The following is an 18,616-nucleotide window of genomic DNA, read 5'->3' on the forward strand; positions in this document are numbered from 1 at the left end:
CTCGTCCGGTCCAACGCTCTGAGGCTGCTTCAGTCCCTGAAGAAATAGCCGAGAAAGGCCTCCCGAAGAGCGGGAGGCCGAGGGCTAAAGTTCTTTCCTTTTTAGTAATGTCCTATAATGTATCTTATGTTACAAATAATGATGGTCCCCGAACTCACAGCCGTATCTTTTTCAGGTTCTGCTGTGCCTGGACGATGGCGGAGATCGTAGAGGCCATGGCGCCGACCTTGCTCGACGCTTCGTGCATGGTTTCAATCGCTCCTTCCATTTCGGCGGAAGTCCGGTTCAGTTTCTCGCCGGCGTCTTCAATCATCGTTTCCATGGATTCCATCGTCGTCTTGTTGTTGGAAAGACAGTCCGAGAATGAGGACAACGTCCGCTGAATGGTCTCGAACAGCTCGTTGATGCTGCGCATATTTTCCATCGTTCCCTGGACGGCCCCGGATATCTCGCCCTTGGCGTCGATGGACTCGGAGGCCGTCCTGGTCTCGGCAGCCAGCTCCTGAACGTTATGGGCCACGACCGCAAATCCCCTGCCGTGCTCCCCTGCCCGGGCCGCCTCGATGGAGGCATTGAGGGCCAGAAGATGCGTCTGCCTCGCGATGCGCTGAATGTTGTGGGATATCTTGCCGATCTCGAGGAACAGTTCCAGGGTCTTGATGGTTGCATTCAGCGTGTTGGCGACGGTCTCGCTCATGCCCTCCAGGCTGGTGCCCGACTTCGCCATCTCCTCCATCAGGTTCGCATTGATCGTGTTGATGGCCTCGACGCCCTGTTTCGCATCCCGGCTCCCGGACGCGAAGTCCTCCCTCAAAGCCTGCAAAACGCCATAGAGGGTGGTAAACTGGTTCGAGGTGTCCTGAACCCGCTCCTCCACCTTGAGGACCCGGGAAACGAGCACCTCGTCCAGCTGCGACATGAAGGAGTCCATCTGAACGCCCGCGAAATACGCCCCTGAGAGAACGTGGATCAGCTCCAGGCTCTTTTGTTCCGTCATGGAAGGCCCCTCCTTTTTGCCTCAGCGTCCGTAAATCTGGTCGATGATATCCGTTCCGCACCGAAGCCCCTCGAACCAGGAGAGGAATTTTTTGACGTTCTCCCGGCCTTGGATTACGGCTCCGTGCTGGGGGGCGATCGTTTCGACGTCCAGGGTGGACACGCGACGCACCCAGCTGCGGCACGCCGCGTTGGAGGCCATGTAGCGCTTGTGGAAGCCCTCCATGAGCGGCAGGTGGGCCTCGAAGTCCGTCACGATGGGATAGCGCTTCCCCTCGGGAAAGAGCGCCGCACCGATATCTCCCGTAAAGAGGATCTTCGAAAGCGAGTCGTAAAGTGAAAAACACCCCGTGGAATGGAGAAAGTGCGAGGGGACCATCACCAGCTTCGCCCCGTTCGACAGGCTCAGGGACTTCCCCCCGTCGGGAATGGGGACGATACGCCGCCCGTCGTAGATGCCGAAGTGCGGAAGAAAACGCACCCACAGCTCCGAGATGTGGACCACGGCCCTCTCCGCCATGGAGAGCCACAGGGTGATACCCGAGGAAACGTCGGGATCCTGATGAGAATAAAAGATATGGCTGATGGCCTTGAGGTCCACGAGTTCTGCAACGTTCGCCAAGACCCGGGGAAACACGTGGGCCCCGCCCGGGTCGAGAAGCACGATTTCTTTTCCGGAGGTTATGACGTACTGGTTGGTCTGGACGGCCATGCCGTCCTCCTTCTCCTCCCACCCCAGCATGATGAAGCGGTGATCCTTTTGCTCGAAAAGAGGGAACGACTCCAGTTGCTGCATTTCAATCTGCCTCCATCCTCCGCATAGCCGTTCTCGGCGTGGCCTTCCCCCGCCTTCGCGCGGGTGGTCCGGTCAGTCCGGGAAGAGCTCGGAGATAATGTCCTGGACCTTCTCCACTTTATGGACTTTCGTCACGTTGCTGCCGCAGAAGAAGAGCCCGTTTTCCCAATCGCCGTTGAAGGCGTCCACCAAAGCCGCCGCGATGCAGAAGGTTTCCCTCGTCTTACGGTAGCGGCAGTGCGTCAGACAGTTGGCCATGCAGGGCTTGCTCTCCACGTGCCCTTCAAGGTAGCCGGCCACGAACGGGTTCTTGATGGCACGCCCCGGAAGTCCCGCAGGGCTGTGAATCAGGACGACGTCATCGGCCGTCGCGTCGATGTAGGCCTGTTTGAACCTTGGCGAGGCGTCCCCCTCCTCCGTGCAGGCGAAGCGCGTCCCCATCTGAACGCCCTTTGCTCCCAGCGCGAAGACCCGCTCCAGGTCGGAGCGGTCCCAGATTCCGCCTGCAGCGATGACGGGAACGTCGGAGTGCATCTCCTCCGCGACGTACTTGACCACCTCCGGCACGGCGACGCCAAGGGAAAGCGCAGGGTCGTAGACCTGCTCCATGGTCGTGGCGCCGAGGTGGCCCCCTGCCGTGGCAGGCTCTTCCACGACGAAGGCGTCAGGAGTCCTGCCGTACTTCTTCTCCCAGTGCCTCACGATCAGGCTCGCAGCCTTAGCGGAGCTGACGATGGGGACGAGGGCGACGTCCGGAAAGTCCTTCGTGTAATCCGGCAGACGGAGGGGCAGTCCTGCGCCGGAGATGATGATGTTCGCCCCTCCTTCGGCCGCTGCGCGCACCTGCGTGTCGTAGTCGGTCAGAGCGACCATGCAGTTGACCGCCAACACGCCGTCCGCGCCCGCCAGCTCTCGGGCCTTGGCCAACGTTTCCTTGATGACGATCGCGTTTGCCTCAAAGTAATTGTGTTTCGCGACGCTGAAAAGGGGGGAGTTATGGCACAGCCCGACGCTCGCGATCGTGCCCACGGCGCCGCATTTTGCAACGCTGCCCGCAAGACCCGCGCCGGAGATGCCGACGCCCATCCCCCCCTGAATGAGCGGATAGCGCGGTCGATACTTTCCTATTTTCAAAACGGGCACATCGGTATGCACCTGAGAAAACACTCCTCTGCGAATAAATTAAGAGAAACCTGGCCGCCAAGGCGCCCGATCAGTATAGCATAAAGCGTTCGCCGCTCCGGTCGCTGCACGGTGGATTCCGTCATTTGCACGGACTGTAGCCGCAGCTGAAGCAGTAGGCGCAGCCGGAGATCATCTCCATGGGCGCCCCGCACTCGGGGCAGACCGCCCCTCCCTCGTGGACCGCCCGGCCGCCCGCTGCGGGCTCGCTCCGCTCGATCAGCTTCTCCAGAAGCAGCGCGATGGCGTCCGGGATGGACCGGGCCACGTGCTCCTCGTCGAAGCCGAACATCCAATACTCCTTTCCCGATAGACCCCTCAAGGTGTCGATGAAGTCCTCGAGGCGGCATCCGGATCGCAGGCCAATCGAGATGACGCGCGAAAGCGCCTCCGTCATGGCCTTCAGTTCGGACCCGCTCTTGCCCACGTTGATGAATATCTCAAAGGGCGCGCTGCCGTCGAAGTTCAGCGTTATGTAAATGCTCCCCCACGGCGTGCTCTCCTTGATCGTCTTGCCGAAGACGACCAGCCCCGGACGCTCCTTCACCTTTTGGGAGGGCGCGCTGTCCTCCGCCGTCTTGATCTCGATGGGCTGATAGGAGCGAGAGCCGTCGCGGTAGATGGTGATCCCCTTGCAGCCCATGGCGTAGCAGTCCCGATAGACGCGCCGCACGTCCTCCACCTGGGCCGCGTTGGGCAGGTTCACCGTCTTGCTGATGCCGCTGTCGACGACGTGCGCAAAGATGCCCGTGACATTCACGTGCTGCTGCGTGGAGATGTCATAGGCCGTGACGAAGGCCGGGTTGGACAGCTTCCCCGTCGATCGGTACTCCTCGCGCTGCTCGGCCGTCAGGAGTTTGTGCCAGAAGTCGCGGTCCTCGGTGCCCGACCCGTCGACCTTTGCGATGCGTCGATTCCACGACCAGGCGAAGTTGGGCTCGATCCCGGAGCTCGCGTCCAGGATCATGGAGATCGACCCCGTCGGCGCAATGGAAAGACGGCGGCTGTTGCGCATCTCGCCGCGGACCAGCCCCTTCAGGACGGCCTTGACGTCATCAAAGGAAAGTGGCTCGATGGGGTTCAGCAGTTCCTCAAGCGTGTTGATCAGCGTCAGAGGAATGAGGTCTGAGCCTCGCATGTGCGAGAGGAGTTCGCGGTACTCGTCCCTGGAGAGGCGCTCGAACCACGCATCGCTGAAGAGCGTGCCGTCACTGAAGAGCCTCCCTTCCCCCTCGATCTCCTCGCGAAAAGCATCGAACAGGTCCTTAACCAGGCCCCGTTCCGGGAAGGGGTCCTTGCCGGCGTCGGAGACCATCTGGACGGTAGCGACCAGGGCGGAACGCGCCAGAATGCCGCTCAGGTTCCGGCAGTAGTCGTCGAACTCCCTTCCGCCGTAGACGATCCCCTGCAGGATCGAGGCGTCGGCCAGCCCCATGATGCCCAGCCCCACCGGGCGGATCTTTCGGGTCCTCTCTCCTATCTTCGGCAACGGATAGCTGCAGGCGTCGATGACGAGGTCCAGGTAGTACATGGACCGGAACACCTGATCCTCGAAGGCGCGCCAGTCGAATTCGCCGTCGCGCACGAAGGCCTCCACGTTGATGGACCCCAGGTTGCAGCTGGTGTAGTTCGGCAGCGGCTGCTCCCCGCAGGGGTTCGTGGACTCGATCTCCCAGTCGGGGTCCATCTTCAGCAGGTTGTCCTGGCGCGCCCGGTCGATGAAGAAGACGCCGGGGTCTCCACGCTTCCAGGCGCTCTCGGAGATGTGGTCCATCAGCTCACGCGCGCGAACGGTCCGGACGACGCTGCCGTCCGTTCGGGAGTGCAGGTCAAAGGTCCCGTCCTCCTCGGCGGCGCGCATCAGCTTGTCGGAGATCGCCACGGAGATGTTGAAGTAGGAGAGCTTGCCGTCCTCCGTCTTGCAGTCCACGAACTGATAGATATCGGGGTGATCGTCAAAGAGCATCCCCATCAGCGCCGCGCGGCGCTTTCCGCCCTGGACGACGACGGCTCCCATGGTGTTCCAGGTTTCCATAAAGGAAACGGGTCCGGAGGCCTGTCCGCCGGTTCCGGAGCCGATAACGGCACCGTGCTCCCGGAGGTGGCCGAAGTTGCTGCCGACGCCGCCGCCGAACTTGCTGATGACGCTGGCGTCCTTGACGGACTCAAAGATGCCCTCGATGCTGTCCGGGATGCTGATGACAAAACAAGCGAACAGCTGTTGGTTCTTGGTCCGGGACTTGAACAGGCGGTCGTAGTCCTCAAAGGACATCTGATCCGCCGGTTTATAGACGAGCTCGGCGAACTCAGGTTTTGCGGTCAGGCCGGCGGCCGAGCTGAAAAGGCAGGGGGAGTTAAAGAGGAATCGGCGCGACAGGATGTCGTTTGCGATGTTCTTCTCAAGCGTCCTGAGCCACTCCAGGGACTCCGAAGCTGCGGCGTCCAGATACTGCGTTTCCGCGCTTGCGATGGTCCGCGAGATGCGGCGCGCGAACTCCTCAAAGCTGGCCTCCTTGCGAAGCCCCTTCGCCAACGCATCGTAGCGCTGGACGAAATAGCGTTGAGCTAAGAGCCACATGGCGTTCTCGGAGAGGCGGGGCACGGAGGGCGTCTCCAGGCACTCCGCGGCGATGCGGCCGTCAAAATGCTCCTTGATGAACTGCTCCAAAACACAACTCCCCTTCTTCAAGCAAAGGACATGGCCCGACCTTCAGAGGCCTTCGGGCCTTCGTCAAAACGGCATCCCCCGATCAGGGGGACCGGAGGATGCCGTCGTGCGTATCCGAGTCTGTTTCGTTATCGGGGTCGAACTATTTTTGAGCGCTTCCCTGCGGGATATCGAGCACGATCCAGACGGCCTCCTGTCCCGCGTAGGGCTTGTCGTCGGGGAGGATCTCCAGGCTGGGCGAGCCCAGAAGCCCCTGTTCTTCGGCGGCCTGTTGCAGCTCCTCTCGCGAGTTGCCTGCCAGCGTGCCGACGTAGATTTTGTTCCCCTGCTGCACGACGGCGGCGTCCTCCAGCTTCTGCTTCAGGGTTTCCGCGGCGTTCGTGTCGGCGTTAGGCTCCTGGAACGCCTGACTCGCGACCTCCCGCGCCATCGACAGCTGCTCCAGCGGAGAGAGCCCCTGGCTGGAACGATAGAACTCCACCGCCTTGGCCCACAGGCCCTTTGCCGGATCAATATCCGCAAGCCTGAACTCCAGGAAGCTGGTGTCGACGGTTGGCGCCCACAGCGCAATGGAGGGGACGGAGAGCTGCACGTCTAGCGCGTCCTTGAAACGCTTTGCCAGGCCCGCATCGTACAGGGAGAGCGCAGCGGCAATGCCGTTCTTCTCGTCCGCCAGGAAGGCGCGAATCCCCTCGAAGTCGATGAAGAACGCCCCCACCGAATCCTTTTTCAGGAGCTCCGAAAGGGCCGCCCCTGGAGCGGGCGCCTTGGCTAGGGACGTGGGGTCGCAGAGCCCCAGCGTCAACGCCTCACCCTTGACGCCCATGAAGAGCGGGAGCGGGATGCTGGTAGCGTCAGCCTGAAGCATCTGATCCCAGCCATCCGCCTTCGCCGGGTTCACGGGCACCGCTTCGCTCGTCTCCAGCTTTTTAAGGAAGGCCGAAGCCGCCCCGTTGCTACGGGTCAGGGTCACGAAGACACCCGGAAGCTTCGCGTCCACTCCAATAAGGCACTTCAGCGAGATGTTCCCCCCAACCGAGAGGGAGAAGTCCCCGTTGATGAGCGCCTTCGCCTCAGCCTCCGTGATGCCTATCCCTTTGAGCTCGTTGACGGCGCCGTCCCACAACACCTTCAGGCGAGGATTGGAATCCAGCGCTTGGGACGATAGATAGCCGCCGCCGGCGATCAGCGGACTGCCCTCCCCCAGCGGGAGGATGCGCCCCCCCGACACGGGGTCGACGCCCTCCCAACTCGCAAGGTACTCCTTCGTCATGGCTTCCTCGACGTTGGCTCCCATGGAAACGAGGAATCGGTCCTTAAAGCCCTCAAAGGCCACCTCAAGGTCCAGGGGGGCGCGGAAGGTTTCCCGCAGCGCTTTCGAGTCCTCCTCCGTCCAGGTCACGTCGCCGTCCTCGGACGCTCTGGCCTTGCCGATGGCGTCAGCCAGGTCAGGGTCCAGGTGGAAGAAGGCGAAGTCCCCTGCTTTAAAGCGGCGCTTCATCGACAGCCTCTTGCCGCTGTCGCCGAGGGCTGCCAGGGCGCTCTTCAGGTCCTCCGGGGTGAGGGCCGCCAGGAGCAGGTTGTCCTTCGCTCCGAGGAACACCGCGCCGTTGACCTTGATCATGCCGTCCATGGGCTCGACCTGCGAAAAGGCCCCGCCCAAGGGGGACTCATCAGACTTGCTCCCCAGCAGGAGCAGCGACAGGTCGTCAGGCGACGCCTTACCGCTCGCGACGAGGTCCAGCTGCGGCTGAAGCTCCGGAGGAAAGGCTGCCGCAACCTGAATGGAACCGGTTTTGGCCTTCGGATCGTCCGTCCCCACAAGGATGGCGACGCCCTTCGCCGGGACCTTTTTCAGAGCGTCGGCAAAGACGTTGATGGAGGCTGCGTCCATTTCCCCTCCGAGAGGGGCGAGGACCGCCAGGTTCTCCGGGGAGAGCGCCCAGCGCACGAGCTCCCCCACGTCCTGCAGGTTCAGCACCGCGTAGACGGACTTCTCCGGCCTCGTGCTCAGCGCGTCGAAGGGCTGAGCGGCCCAGGACGACGAGGCAACCCCCAACGTCAGACAGAGGACGAGCGCAGCCTTGAAAAGCGTCTTCTTCAGGTTTGACATGAAAACTTTCCTCCTCACTGAAATTCTTTGTAGAGCCCCGATATTACCCCTTTGTGTACGCGTCGTAGATTTCCAGGAACGTTTCCGGCTTCAAGGAGGCGCCGCCGACCAGCGCGCCATCGATGTCCTCCATAGAGAGGAGCTCCTTGGCGTTGGCGCCCTTGACGCTCCCTCCGTAGAGCACGACGCAGCCAAGCTCTCCCTTTTTAGCGATCTCCCGAACGAGCTTGCGGCTCCAGGCGCAGACCTCCTGGGCCTGGACCGAGGTTGCGGACCTCCCGGTGCCGATGGCCCAGACGGGCTCATAGGCGTAGACGATCCTCCCGCACTCCTCCGCGGAGAGCCCGGTCAGGGCGGAGCGAAGCTGGTGCTCCATAACGGAGAACGCCTCCCCTCCCTCGCGCTCCTCCAGGGTCTCGCCGTAGCAGAGCACCGGGGTCAACCCCGCGTCCAGGCTGGCCTTCACCTTTTTTGCGATCAGCTCGTCGCCCTCCCCCAGGATGTGACGCCGCTCGCTGTGGCCCAAGATGACGTGGGTCACCCCTGCCTCCTTCAGCATGGGGATGGAGACCTCGCCCGTAAAGGCCCCCTGTGGCTCAAAGTAGACGTTTTGAGCGCCGATGATGGGCGGGGTCTTCAAGTGCGCCGCCGCCTCGCGGGCCGCCCAGATTGAGGTGAACGGCGGAAAGACGGCAACCTCGAGCTCCTTTCCCAGCCTTGAAGCCCAGGGCTCGGCAGCGTCCCAAAAGGCCTTGAAGAAGGCCTCCGTCTCCGCCCTCGTCATGTTCATCTTCCAGTTGCCGTAGAGGTAAATTTTCTTCATCGTTCGTCCTCCCCTGCAAAAGTGTATAAGGATATCTTAAAGCTCGAAGGGGGCCATGCCCGGAAGTTTTTTGCCCTCGCAGTACTCGAGGCTTGCTCCGCCCCCCGTCGAAACGTGGGAAACCTTATCGGCAAAGCCGAACTGGCGGACGGCCGAAGCGGTGTCCCCGCCCCCGATGACCGTGACCGCGCCCGATGCTGTGCAGTCTGCAACGGCCCGGCAGATCGCCCTGGTCCCTTCGGCGAAGAGCGCGTTCTCAAAGACCCCCATGGGGCCGTTCCAGAGGACGGACCGCGCGCCCTTGAGGGCGGCGGAGAACTCCGCGATCGTCCTGGGCCCGATGTCGAGCCCCATCATGTCGGCGGGCATGGCGTCGCTGGCGACCGTCCGCGTCTCCGTCGCGTCCAGCCCCGAGGCGACGACGCTGTCCACGGGCAGAAGCACCTTCACGCCCATGGATCTCGCTTTACTCAGCGTTTCTCGCGCGAAGTCCAGCCGGTCCTCCTCGCAGAGGGACCTTCCGATCTCCTTCCCCTCCGCCTTGAGGAACGTGTAGGCCATGCCGCCGCCGATCAGGATGACCGTGGCCTTGTCCAACAGGTTGCCGACCACGGCGATCTTGTCGGAAACCTTGGCGCCGCCCAGGATGAGCACGTAGGGCTTCGCCGGGTTCTCGCTGACGGCGCCCAGCATTTCGCCCTCGCGCACCAAGAGGTCCCCCGCGAAGGAGCTGAGGTGCGGGATGACGCCGGCCGTCGAGGCGTTGGCACGGTGAGCGGCGCTGAACGCATCCATCACGAACACGTCGAAGGGCTTCGCCATCAGCTCCGCGAAGGCGGGGTCGTCCTTCTCCTCCTCCGGGTGGAAGCGGGAGTTCTCCAGCAGGACCACCTCGCCCTTGCCGAGGTCCCGCATGGCGGCCTCGACCTTGGGCCCCACACAGTCGTCCACAAACCGCACCTTCAGTCCATAGGCCTTCTCCACGTCGGGGACGATCTGCGCGAGGGAAAACGCGGGGTTCACCTGTCCCTTGGGACGCCCGAAGTGGGACACGAGGGCGACCTTCGCGCCCGCGTCCATGAGCTTTTTCAGGGTGCCGGCATGGGCGCGGATCCTCGCGTCGTCCGTCACCTTCCCGTCCTTGAAGGGGACGTTGAAGTCCACCCGCATCAAAACCTTCTTGCCCCGGACGTCCCCCTGGTCAAACGTCTTCAGTTTCATCGCGAACATCAGCTCCCTATCGATGAAGTCTTTATGCCGCCATCCCCCGGAGGCCCCCATGGCCGGGACGGCAGAGAGGTCACATAATCGTGCAGACGATTCCAGTGATATTTTACAGTACTTTTTGTAACTGGGGGGGATAATTTTTCCCCCAGCTCCGAGAGCGATGCCTCCGGGTTGGCGAGACGAACCTCGACGATCCGGCGCATGAGAGGCGGCAGGCCGGGCAACAGTCCCGCGCCGGACACCGCAAGCGCCAGCTCCATCTGTTCCGCCGCGACGCGCAGGTGCCTTTTGATGTTCACCGTGTCGCAGTTGCGCTCCCGGTTGGCCTGGTTCCGCATGGAGCGTATGATCGCCTTGTTTTCGAGCTGCAGCGAAACGGCGGACAACCCCAGGTTGCACAGGAACGTGACGATGCCCTCCTGGTTTCGCAGGAGCATCTCCCGCGCGCCGCGAAAGGGCCTCTCCCGCCAGTGGAGATCCGTCCTCCCGAGCAGCGTTCGCAGCGCCTCCGCGACGGGGTCCAAGGCGACGCGCAGGACGAGGTAGTACCCCGTCCGCGGGAGGTAGAGCCCGCCGCAACTCCCCCACAGGCCCCGCAGCCAGGCCCAGTGCCGGGACGAGAGGGGAAGCCCGTCGTTGGACAGCCCGGCGGCCAGGGCCAGGAGCTCCCCGCGAAACTCGATCGGTATGCGTATCCGGACCCGCCCCCCGCTCTCTGCGGGCAGGGTCACGGCGTCCGCGATGTTCCAGCCCGCGTCGAACCAGGACGTCCGGCGCCACAGCTTCAGGAGGCGGCGAGCCAGCCACAGCCGGGCGGTCCCCAGGACAAGCTGGTCGCCCCGCGCCGTGAGGAGCCCCGACAAGAGCCCGCCACACTCCGCCTCCACGAGGGGCGCCTCATCGCCGGGGCACGCGCTCCACTCGTCCCACAGCTCCTCGATCATGGAGTGCACGGCGCTATTCCTCCATGTGGCGGCAGATGCGGAAGACGATGGCGGCCAGCTTCTGCGGGTCGTGTCGCACCAGCTGCGCGTCCATGATGAGGGCGGTGGGGGCCTCGATGCAGATGCAGCCCATCCTGCGTATCCTCTCGCGCTGGTGGTGGTCCAGGTAGAGCGGGTCCGCTCCCCTCTCGTGATACGCGGAGAGGACGTCGTCGGGGAAGGGGTCGCTGTTGACGATGACGCACTCCGGGACCGTGCCCAGGGCCGCAGCCACCCATTCGAGGTGCTGCAGGACGTTCATCCCCTCCGTTTCCTCGGGCTGCGTCATCAGGTTGCAGATGTAGACCTTGGGGGCAGGGGCCTCCCGGAGCTTCCGCGCGAACGCCGGCAATAGCAGGTTGGGGATCACGCTGGTGAACAGGCTGCCCGGTCCCAGAAGGATGATGTCTGCGCCGTCAACCGCGCTCATGACGTCGGGCAGCGGGCCCGCGTTCTGGGGCTCCAGCCATATCTCCTGCAGGTCCCGCCCGCGCTCCGATATCTCAAGCTCTCCCCTCACCCGCGTTCCGTCCCTCGTCCGGCCCACCAGCGTGATGTCCTCCGTCGTCACGGGAAGCACCTTCCCCCGTATGGCCAGGAGGTGGTTCATCTGCTCCACGGCCACGCGGAAATCCCCGCACATCTCGGTGACGGCCAGCAGGAGCAGGTTGCCGAGGCTGTGTCCGGCCAGGTCGCCGCGGTCGAAGCGGAAGTCCAGGATGCGCTTCAGCGCGTTGTCGTTCTCCGCCAGGGCCACCATGCAGTTGCGGACGTCGCCCGGCGGCAGCACCCCCCACTCGGTGCGGAGCCGTCCGGAGCTTCCCCCCTCGTCCGTCACCGCCACCACCGCCGTGATGTTCCTCGTGAAGGCCTTGAGGCCCTTCAGGAGGGTGGAGAGTCCCGTCCCTCCGCCGACGGCGACCACGGAAGGGCCCGTCGCCAGCCTGCGGGCGATGGCGCCTCGAAACGGGTCCTCCGCCCGCGCCCTCCGGCTGAAGATCCGCACGTCGAAGGCCACGATGAGGAACAGGGTCGTGAATATCCCCAGAGCAAACCCCAGGGCCCAGTCGAGCATCATGTCGTCCCCTGCCCCCTGTCCCTATGGAGGAGGCTGACGCCCCTGGAGGGCTGCGCATAGCGTTCGTAAAGCCACTCCGTCACGGCAACGGAACGGTGGCGCCCTCCCGTGCAGCCCACGGCGATGTGCAGCTGCCCCCGCACCGCGTTCAGGTACTGCGGGATGATGAAGTCCAGGAACCCTCCGGTTCGCTCCAGGAACTCGTTCGTTTCCGGGAAGGACCGCAGGTAGTCTTGAACCGCGCGGTCGGACCCCGTGAGGGGCCTGAGTTCCGGGACGTAGTAGGGGTTGGGGAGGCAGCGAGCGTCCAGGACGAAGTCCGCGTCCTGGGGGACGCCATACTTGAAGCCGAAGGAGCTGAAGAGCAGGGACACCTCCTCCTCCGCCTCGTTCAAGAACTCGAGGAGCAGCCGCTCCCTGTGTTGGGGGAGGTCCATCCGTGACGTGTCGATCACGATGTCCGCCCGTTCGAGGACGGGGGCTAGAAAGTCGCGCTCTCGCGCTATGCCGTCGCTGGTGGACAGGTGCTTACCCAGGGGATGGATGCGCCGGGTCCTCTCGTAGCGCCTCAGAAGCTCCTCGTCGGAGGCCGTAAGGAAGAGAATGCGCACCCTCGTTCCGACCGCGTTGAGGTCATCAACGATCTTGGTGAAGTCTGCCGCGTTCTCCACGTTGCGGACGTCGAGGGTCACGGCTACCCCCCGTTCGACGGCGGAGGGCCGATGGGCGAAGAGCTGAAAGAGTTGGGGCAACAGTTCGGACGGAAGCCCGTCTATCGTGATGAACCCGAAGTCCTCCAGGACCTTCATCGTCATGGTCTTCCCCGCCCCGGACATACCCGTCACGATGATGAACTGCCTGATGCCCTTGCGCTGTTCGTTCACGTCGTCCTCACCTCCGTTGCAGCGGGTACAGCATCGAGGGGCGGCGGGTCCGTCGCTCTCCCCTGCCCGTTCCCTCTCGTTCCCGTTTATTCTACACTAGAACCCCCTGAGCGGGAGGGGCATTCGGCCCTTTCGCGGGGCCTGCAGGGGCTGGAAAAACCACCCATGGATTAAACCCCGTGAACGCCTATAATAGTTACGGTGTAGCGCCCTATTTTGTTTCGTCATTCGGTTATTATCACTCTATCTTAATTTTTAAGGAGGACTGTCATGCGATTCCAAAAGTGGTTGTTTCCAACGATCCTTGCGGTGCTCTGCCTCTGCCTTGGGGCGGCGCCGGGCCGGGCTGCCCTTCCGGCCGGGGTGCAGAGTTTTGCCCCGACGGGGAGGGTTTCGGACAACGTTTCCTTCCGTCTGGTCTTTAAGAACGCCGTCGCCGCGAAGAAGGACGTGGGGAGGGCAATGGGGGTTGAGGAGTTCCCCTTCGAGGTGACGCCGGCGATACAGGCCGAGGGGAAGTGGCAGAACGAAACCACCTTCACCGCGCGCCTCCTGACGCCGCTCCGCATGGGAACGTCCTACACGGCGCGCCTTCGGGAGGGCCTGACGGACCGAAAGGGCAAGCAGATCCCGTCCGGATCTTTCTCCTTCCAGACGGACCCCCTGACGCCGACCGCGGTCAAGGCTGTCATGGGACGCGACGGCGCGCGCCTCACCCTCGCGTTCAACATGCCCGTGGCGCCGGCGGTCCTGCAGGGATTCCTCCAGATCGTGAACGAGAAAGGAGAAAAGCTCCACTTCTCCCTTCAGGGCGCCGCTCCAAACCGATCGGTTCAGGTCCTCGTGCCGCTGGGGCAAAGCCTGTCCCGCCAGACGCTGACCGTTCGTATCGCGGCGGGCCTGACCTCCGGCGAGGGGAACCTGGGCCTTGCGCAGGACTTCTCGTCCCGGGTAGTCCTTGAACCCCAACTGACCGTCGAGGGGATCCAGGGAGATGAGGGCCTGATCCAGGCGTCCTTCAACTTCCCCATCGATCCGGAGAGCGTCCGGGACTTCGTCGCCATTGAGCCACCGGTAGAGTTTCGTCTGGACTCCAACTGGAGCGGGAACGCCCTTCAGATTCGCGGGGACTTCGAGCCGCGCAGCCGCTTCGTCGTGACGCTGCGACGGGGGCTGCCCTCCAAGGAGGGCGGGCTTGCCCTGAAGGAGGACTTCAAGCAGGCCGTCATCATGCCGGACCTGGAGCCCAGCGTTTCCATCCCCACGTCGGGGACCTACCTCACCGCCATGGGCGGTGGCCTCATCCCCCTGGAGCTGGTGAACGTCAAAAAGCTGCAGGTGAACCTGTGGCGCCTCTATGAAAACAACATCCCCTACGTTATCCGCGGAGATTACAACAGCTTCTCGAAGGACCTGGCGCGACGGGTGTACAGCCGCGAGTTCAAGCTCGACCTGCCCCTGAACGAGCACGTGCGGCGCAGCCTAGCCGTGGACGAGCTCGCCAGCGGCGACCGGGGGCTGTTCCTGCTCTCCGTGCGCGATTTGGATGCGGAGTACTGGGACGAGGAGAACCAGATCCTCAACCTCAGCGACCTGGGAGCCGTCGCCCGCGTGTGGGAGGACGGACTGATGCTCTGGGTCAACACCCTCTCGGGCACGCAGCCCGTGTCCGACGCGGAGGTCCGCATCTACTCCGGAGCCAACCAGGTGATCGCCCAGGGCAAGACGGACGCGGAGGGCATCTTTGCCTTCGATCGACCGGAACCATGGGGCACGGACGCGGGGGAACAGCCTCGCCTTGCCGTCATCTCAAGCGGCAGAGACCTGACCTACGTGCAGCTCACGCGGAGCCTGCTCTCGCAGGAAACGTTCGACACGGCGGGGCGCCCCTGGCTCCGGGAGGGGTATGACGCCATCCTCTTCGCGCCGCGCGATATCTACCGCACAGGCGAAGAGGTCCCCTTCAAGGCCATCGTCCGCGGCACGGACCTCTCCACGCCCGCTCCGTTCCCGGTCCTCTTCACGGTGCGCGACCCCATGGGGCGCCGCACGGAACAGCAGACGATGACGCTGAGCGATATGGGCAGCGCCCTCTTTACGCTGAAACTCCCCGCAAACGCGCTGACGGGGCTCTGGTCGGCTGTGATCTCCGTCCCCGGACGCGAGGAGAGCCCCATGGCGTCCATGAACTTCCACGTGGAGGACTTCGCGCCGCCACGCATTGAAGTGAAGATGAGCACGAACTCGAAAGCCCTCACCCACGGGGACGACTTCAAGGCTGCCATCACCGCGCGCTGGCTCTTCGGCGCCGACGGGGCGGGACTGCGCTACAAGACGTTCTGGAGCGCCAAGGACTCCCCCTTCGAGCCGACGCAGGATCGGTGGAAGGGCTACACCTTCGGCGACAGCTCAAGGAAGTTTGAGGGCGCACGAAACGACATGGATGAGGGGCAGCTCGACGCCTCGGGGCGGGCCACCTCAACGCTGACCCTCGACGCCGAATGGGAGGCGGCCTCCACCATCGCCGTGACCCTACGGACGGAGGTTATGGAGGACGGCGGGCGGTGGGTCAGCGATTCCATCACCCTCCCCTACTTCCCCACCTCTTGGCTTTTGGGCATTGCGGCAACGGAGGAGCAGATGGCGGTGAACCACGACCTCACCTTCCGGATCGCTGCCATCGATCCCCAGGAAGAGCCCGCCGACCCCGGCGACCTCACCGCCTCGCTCTACCGCGTCAGGTGGAACTACAACATCGTGGAGGTGGATGGCTATCGGCGCTGGCAGAGCTCTGAGGAGCTGACCCTTGTCGAGGAAAAGCCGGTGACGTTGAAGGACGGCCTTGGCTCCGTCTCCTTCCGTCCCGAGGAGTGGGGGACCTATCTGGTACGGGTGTCCGACATTGACGACAACGCGCGGGCTGCGATGCGCTTCTACGCCAGCGACGCGAGGTATGCCGAGCGCGGCGGCTCCCCCATCCTGGACCGCGTGGGCGTCTCCATGGATCGGGAGTTCTACAGGGTCGGCGACACGGCAAAGGTGACGCTCACCACTCCTTTTGAAGGTCTTTTGCTGTTCAGCGTCGAAGGGGCCCGCCCGATCTCCCGCCAGGTCCGCAAGGTGGACGACCCCGAGATCACGGTCGAGGTCCCCGTCACGCAGGACATGGTCCCCAACGGCTGGATCACGGCGTGGCTCGTCCGCCCCGTCAGCGAGGAGGACGCCTCCGCCTGGGGGACGCACCGCGCCGTCGGCGCCGCGCGCCTCAAGGCGGACCTGACGCCGTACAAACTGGACGTGGCCATGGAAGCGGTGGACAAGGTGGAGCCAGCCTCGACCCTGCCGGTCAGCCTGACGCTCAAGGACGCAGAGGGCAAGCCGGTTCAGGGAGATGTGGCGCTGGCGCTGGTGGACGACGCCGTCCTCGGCCTGACCGGGTACAAGACGCCGGACCTGTTGAACCACTTCTGGGGGTTGAAGAAGCTCAATTCCGAGGGGTATGACCTCTACGACCTCCTGATCCCCGTGGAGTCCCGCGCGACGGAACCGCTGCACCCCGCCGGCGGCGCGGGGATGGCGGCCCTTGCGGGAGCAGGCTCAAACGTGCAGCGCTTCAAGATACTCTCGCTCTTCCAGGGACTGCTCTCCGCCGACGCGGAGGGACGGGTGAAGGCGGACCTCGACGTGCCCGAGTTCAGCGGACGCGGTCGTCTTTTCGCCGTCGTCGCCTCGCAGAATCACTTCGGGATGGCCGAACAGCCGGTGCAAATCGCCCGCAGCGTCGTCACCGAGGTGAACCTTCCGCGCTTTGCCGCGCCGGGAGACGTCTTCGTCGCGCCTCTGTCGATCTTCAACGCCTCCACCGAGGCGCGGGACGTCACGCTCTCCATCTCCGCGGAGGGCGGCCTGAAGGTTGCGGAGAGTCAGAAGACCCTTCGCGTCGAGCCTGGCGCTCAAGCCCGCTGGGAGACCGAGGTCAGCGTGCTGGAGCCGGGGGACGTAAGCTGGGACGTCGTGACCTCATGGACCGAGGAAGGCGGACAAAAGGAGTACCGGCAGACGATCGACCTGCCCATTCGTTCCCCCTGGCCCGTCGTGTCCCGATCGGGCTCCGGAGTCTTCGAGTCCGGAACGACCCCCATCGACATCCCGGTGTCGGACTTCTCAGGAACTATCTCCGGAACGCTTAGCCTCGCGGACACGCCCATGGTGGACCTGACGCGGGCAGTGACCTACCTGCTGAACTACCCCTACGGCTGTCTGGAGCAGACGCTTTCCGCGTCCTGGCCCTTCCTGGTGCTGCCGGACGCCGTGTCGGCACTGGACCCGCTCTTGGTCAACGACCAGCTGGTGCGCGACCGGATGGAGACCGCCATGGCGAAGCTGCAGTCGATGCAGCTCTACGACGGTTCCTTTGAGACGTGGCCCGGGACGGGACACCCCTACGTGTGGGGAAGCGTCTATGCGGCGCACTTCCTGGTGGAGGCGCAGCAGGCGGGAGTGGACTGCCCGAAGGACATGCTGGCAGGGGCTATGAACTGGCTGCACCAGTTCCTCGCCTCCATGCCTGGCGACGACTATCCCACGGCGGAAAAGGACGACTTCACGGCGAAGGCGTATGCCACCTACGTGCTCGCGCGAAATGGCGAGAAGCCGTTGGGTTGGATCGAGTACCTGCGCGAGAATCGGGAGAACATGTGGCCGTCGGGCCGAATCTGGCTAGCCGGCGCCCAGGCCGTGATCGACGGACGGGGCGATGCACTTCGTGAGCTGGCTCCCGTTGACTCGAAGCTTCCCCAGGCGGCGCGTTGGCGGACGCTCGAATCCGACGTCCGAAACGCGGCGCAGCTCCTCTCGCTCTGGATGGAGGTCGAGCCACAAGCCACCGAGGCTGTCGCGCTGGCGGCGTCCCTCGTGAAGTGGGGACAGGAAAATCGGTGGTACAGCACTCAGGACAACGCAGCGGCCCTGATGGCGCTTGCGCGCTACAACCTGAAGGTCGGCGCCGAGAAGGCGAACCTCCAGGGGACTCTGACCGATGGGACGAAGGACCTGCTGACCTACAAGAGCGGAAGCGCTTCCTCCATCGCCGCGTCCGAACTGCCCGCCCGCGTCACGTTGAACGTGCAGGGTACGGGCAGAGGGTACTACACCTGGAACGTCATGGGGACGCCCAAGTCCCAGCCCAAGGCCGAGAAGCGAGGAATCGACGTCGAGTGCGCGTGGTACGACGAGAAGGGCGGGGCTCTGGACCTCACGCAGCCCATCCCACAGGGCACGCGGATGCAGGCGGTCCTCACCCTGAAGCCCTCTCTGCCCGTCAGCGGACTGGCGGTTTCCTGCTTGCTCCCGGCGGGCCTTGAGCTGGAGAATCCGCGGCTGGATCCGGGCCTGGACGATGCCGCCGGGTCCTACGGCGTCGTCGGAGACGTCCGGGACGACCGCCTCCTGCTCTTCTTCGATCGCCTTGGGGGGGAGCGGACCTACAGCTTCAAGGTGCGGGCCGTCACCCGCGGGACCTTCGTCGTTCCACCGATCTCAGCGACCGGAATGTACGATCCGGCCGTACACTTTACGGGCCGGGGGCAGCCCGACCTGACCATCAAATAAGTGCAGGCTGACGGGATCAAGCGAAGGTAAAACGGGGGCGGACGCCTTTAAGGTGTCCGCCCCTTTTGCTTCAGATGCAGGTCGCTCGACCTATTTTAGGGAAGCGCTGATTAATCTTAAAAAGTTGTTAAAAGCAATCAAGGAGCATCAAACGAAGGGTATCCTTCAGTGCTTCCCTAAATTTTAAAATGGGGCTACGCCCCAATCCCCACGCGCTTCGCGCGGCCTGATGAAGTTTCAGGCACTGAAGGGAGCC

Annotated in this window: 11 protein-coding genes; 1 reads left to right on the top strand and 10 read right to left on the bottom strand. The window is 63.8% G+C overall.

The genetic code is table 11. The annotated features are described in order from the left end of the window. Positions 1 to 154: 154 nt before the first annotated feature. The 10 genes from Q0629_RS00240 to rapZ form a co-directional block, all read right to left on the bottom strand. Positions 155 to 997, bottom strand: a complete 843-nt coding sequence (locus Q0629_RS00240) for a methyl-accepting chemotaxis protein (RefSeq protein ID WP_298777477.1) — start codon at positions 995 to 997, stop codon at positions 155 to 157. Between the two features lie 21 nt (positions 998 to 1,018). Beyond that, positions 1,019 to 1,792 (bottom strand): MBL fold metallo-hydrolase, encoded by a 774-nt coding sequence (locus Q0629_RS00245; protein WP_298777479.1) that lies wholly within the window; start codon positions 1,790 to 1,792, stop codon positions 1,019 to 1,021. Positions 1,793 to 1,864: 72 nt separating this feature from the next. After that, complete coding sequence (locus Q0629_RS00250; protein ID WP_298777481.1) at positions 1,865 to 2,926, bottom strand: nitronate monooxygenase family protein; 1,062 nt, start codon at positions 2,924 to 2,926, stop codon at positions 1,865 to 1,867. Between the two features lie 130 nt (positions 2,927 to 3,056). Then, positions 3,057 to 5,663 carry an adenosylcobalamin-dependent ribonucleoside-diphosphate reductase gene (locus Q0629_RS00255; RefSeq protein ID WP_298777482.1) on the bottom strand — a complete coding sequence of 869 codons (2,607 nt, stop codon included), beginning with the start codon at positions 5,661 to 5,663 and terminating at the stop codon, positions 3,057 to 3,059. A 121-nt stretch (positions 5,664 to 5,784) separates the two neighbouring features. Continuing rightward, a complete protein-coding gene (locus Q0629_RS00260) occupies positions 5,785 to 7,755 on the bottom strand; it encodes a hypothetical protein (protein ID WP_298777484.1) in 1,971 nt (656 codons plus the stop codon). A 43-nt stretch (positions 7,756 to 7,798) separates the two neighbouring features. Then, on the bottom strand, positions 7,799 to 8,578 hold the full coding sequence (gene tpiA, locus Q0629_RS00265) for a triose-phosphate isomerase (RefSeq protein WP_298777486.1): 780 nt from the start codon (positions 8,576 to 8,578) through the stop codon (positions 7,799 to 7,801). Positions 8,579 to 8,614: 36 nt separating this feature from the next. Continuing rightward, positions 8,615 to 9,799: a phosphoglycerate kinase gene (locus tag Q0629_RS00270; RefSeq protein ID WP_298777488.1), complete on the bottom strand. Its 1,185-nt coding sequence runs from the start codon at positions 9,797 to 9,799 to the stop codon at positions 8,615 to 8,617. Between the two features lie 8 nt (positions 9,800 to 9,807). After that, complete coding sequence (gene whiA, locus Q0629_RS00275; RefSeq protein WP_298777499.1) at positions 9,808 to 10,749, bottom strand: DNA-binding protein WhiA; 942 nt, start codon at positions 10,747 to 10,749, stop codon at positions 9,808 to 9,810. A gap of 13 nt (positions 10,750 to 10,762) precedes the next feature. Continuing rightward, complete coding sequence (locus tag Q0629_RS00280; RefSeq protein WP_298777491.1) at positions 10,763 to 11,866, bottom strand: gluconeogenesis factor YvcK family protein; 1,104 nt, start codon at positions 11,864 to 11,866, stop codon at positions 10,763 to 10,765. Further along, the gene (gene rapZ / locus Q0629_RS00285; protein ID WP_298777493.1) at positions 11,863 to 12,750 is read right to left on the bottom strand and encodes an RNase adapter RapZ; all 888 of its coding nucleotides are present in this window, start codon (positions 12,748 to 12,750) and stop codon (positions 11,863 to 11,865) included. Before rapZ ends, Q0629_RS00280 begins: the two co-directional genes overlap by 4 nt. Positions 12,751 to 13,020: 270 nt before the next feature. Here rapZ and Q0629_RS00290 point away from each other — a divergent pair, with 270 nt between their 5' ends. Next, on the top strand, positions 13,021 to 18,360 hold the full coding sequence (locus Q0629_RS00290) for an MG2 domain-containing protein (protein ID WP_298777496.1): 5,340 nt from the start codon (positions 13,021 to 13,023) through the stop codon (positions 18,358 to 18,360). Positions 18,361 to 18,616: the final 256 nt, after the last annotated feature.

The sequence above is a fragment of the uncultured Fretibacterium sp. genome, from assembly GCF_938030725.1.
Taxonomy (GTDB): Bacteria; Synergistota; Synergistia; order Synergistales; family Aminobacteriaceae; genus Fretibacterium.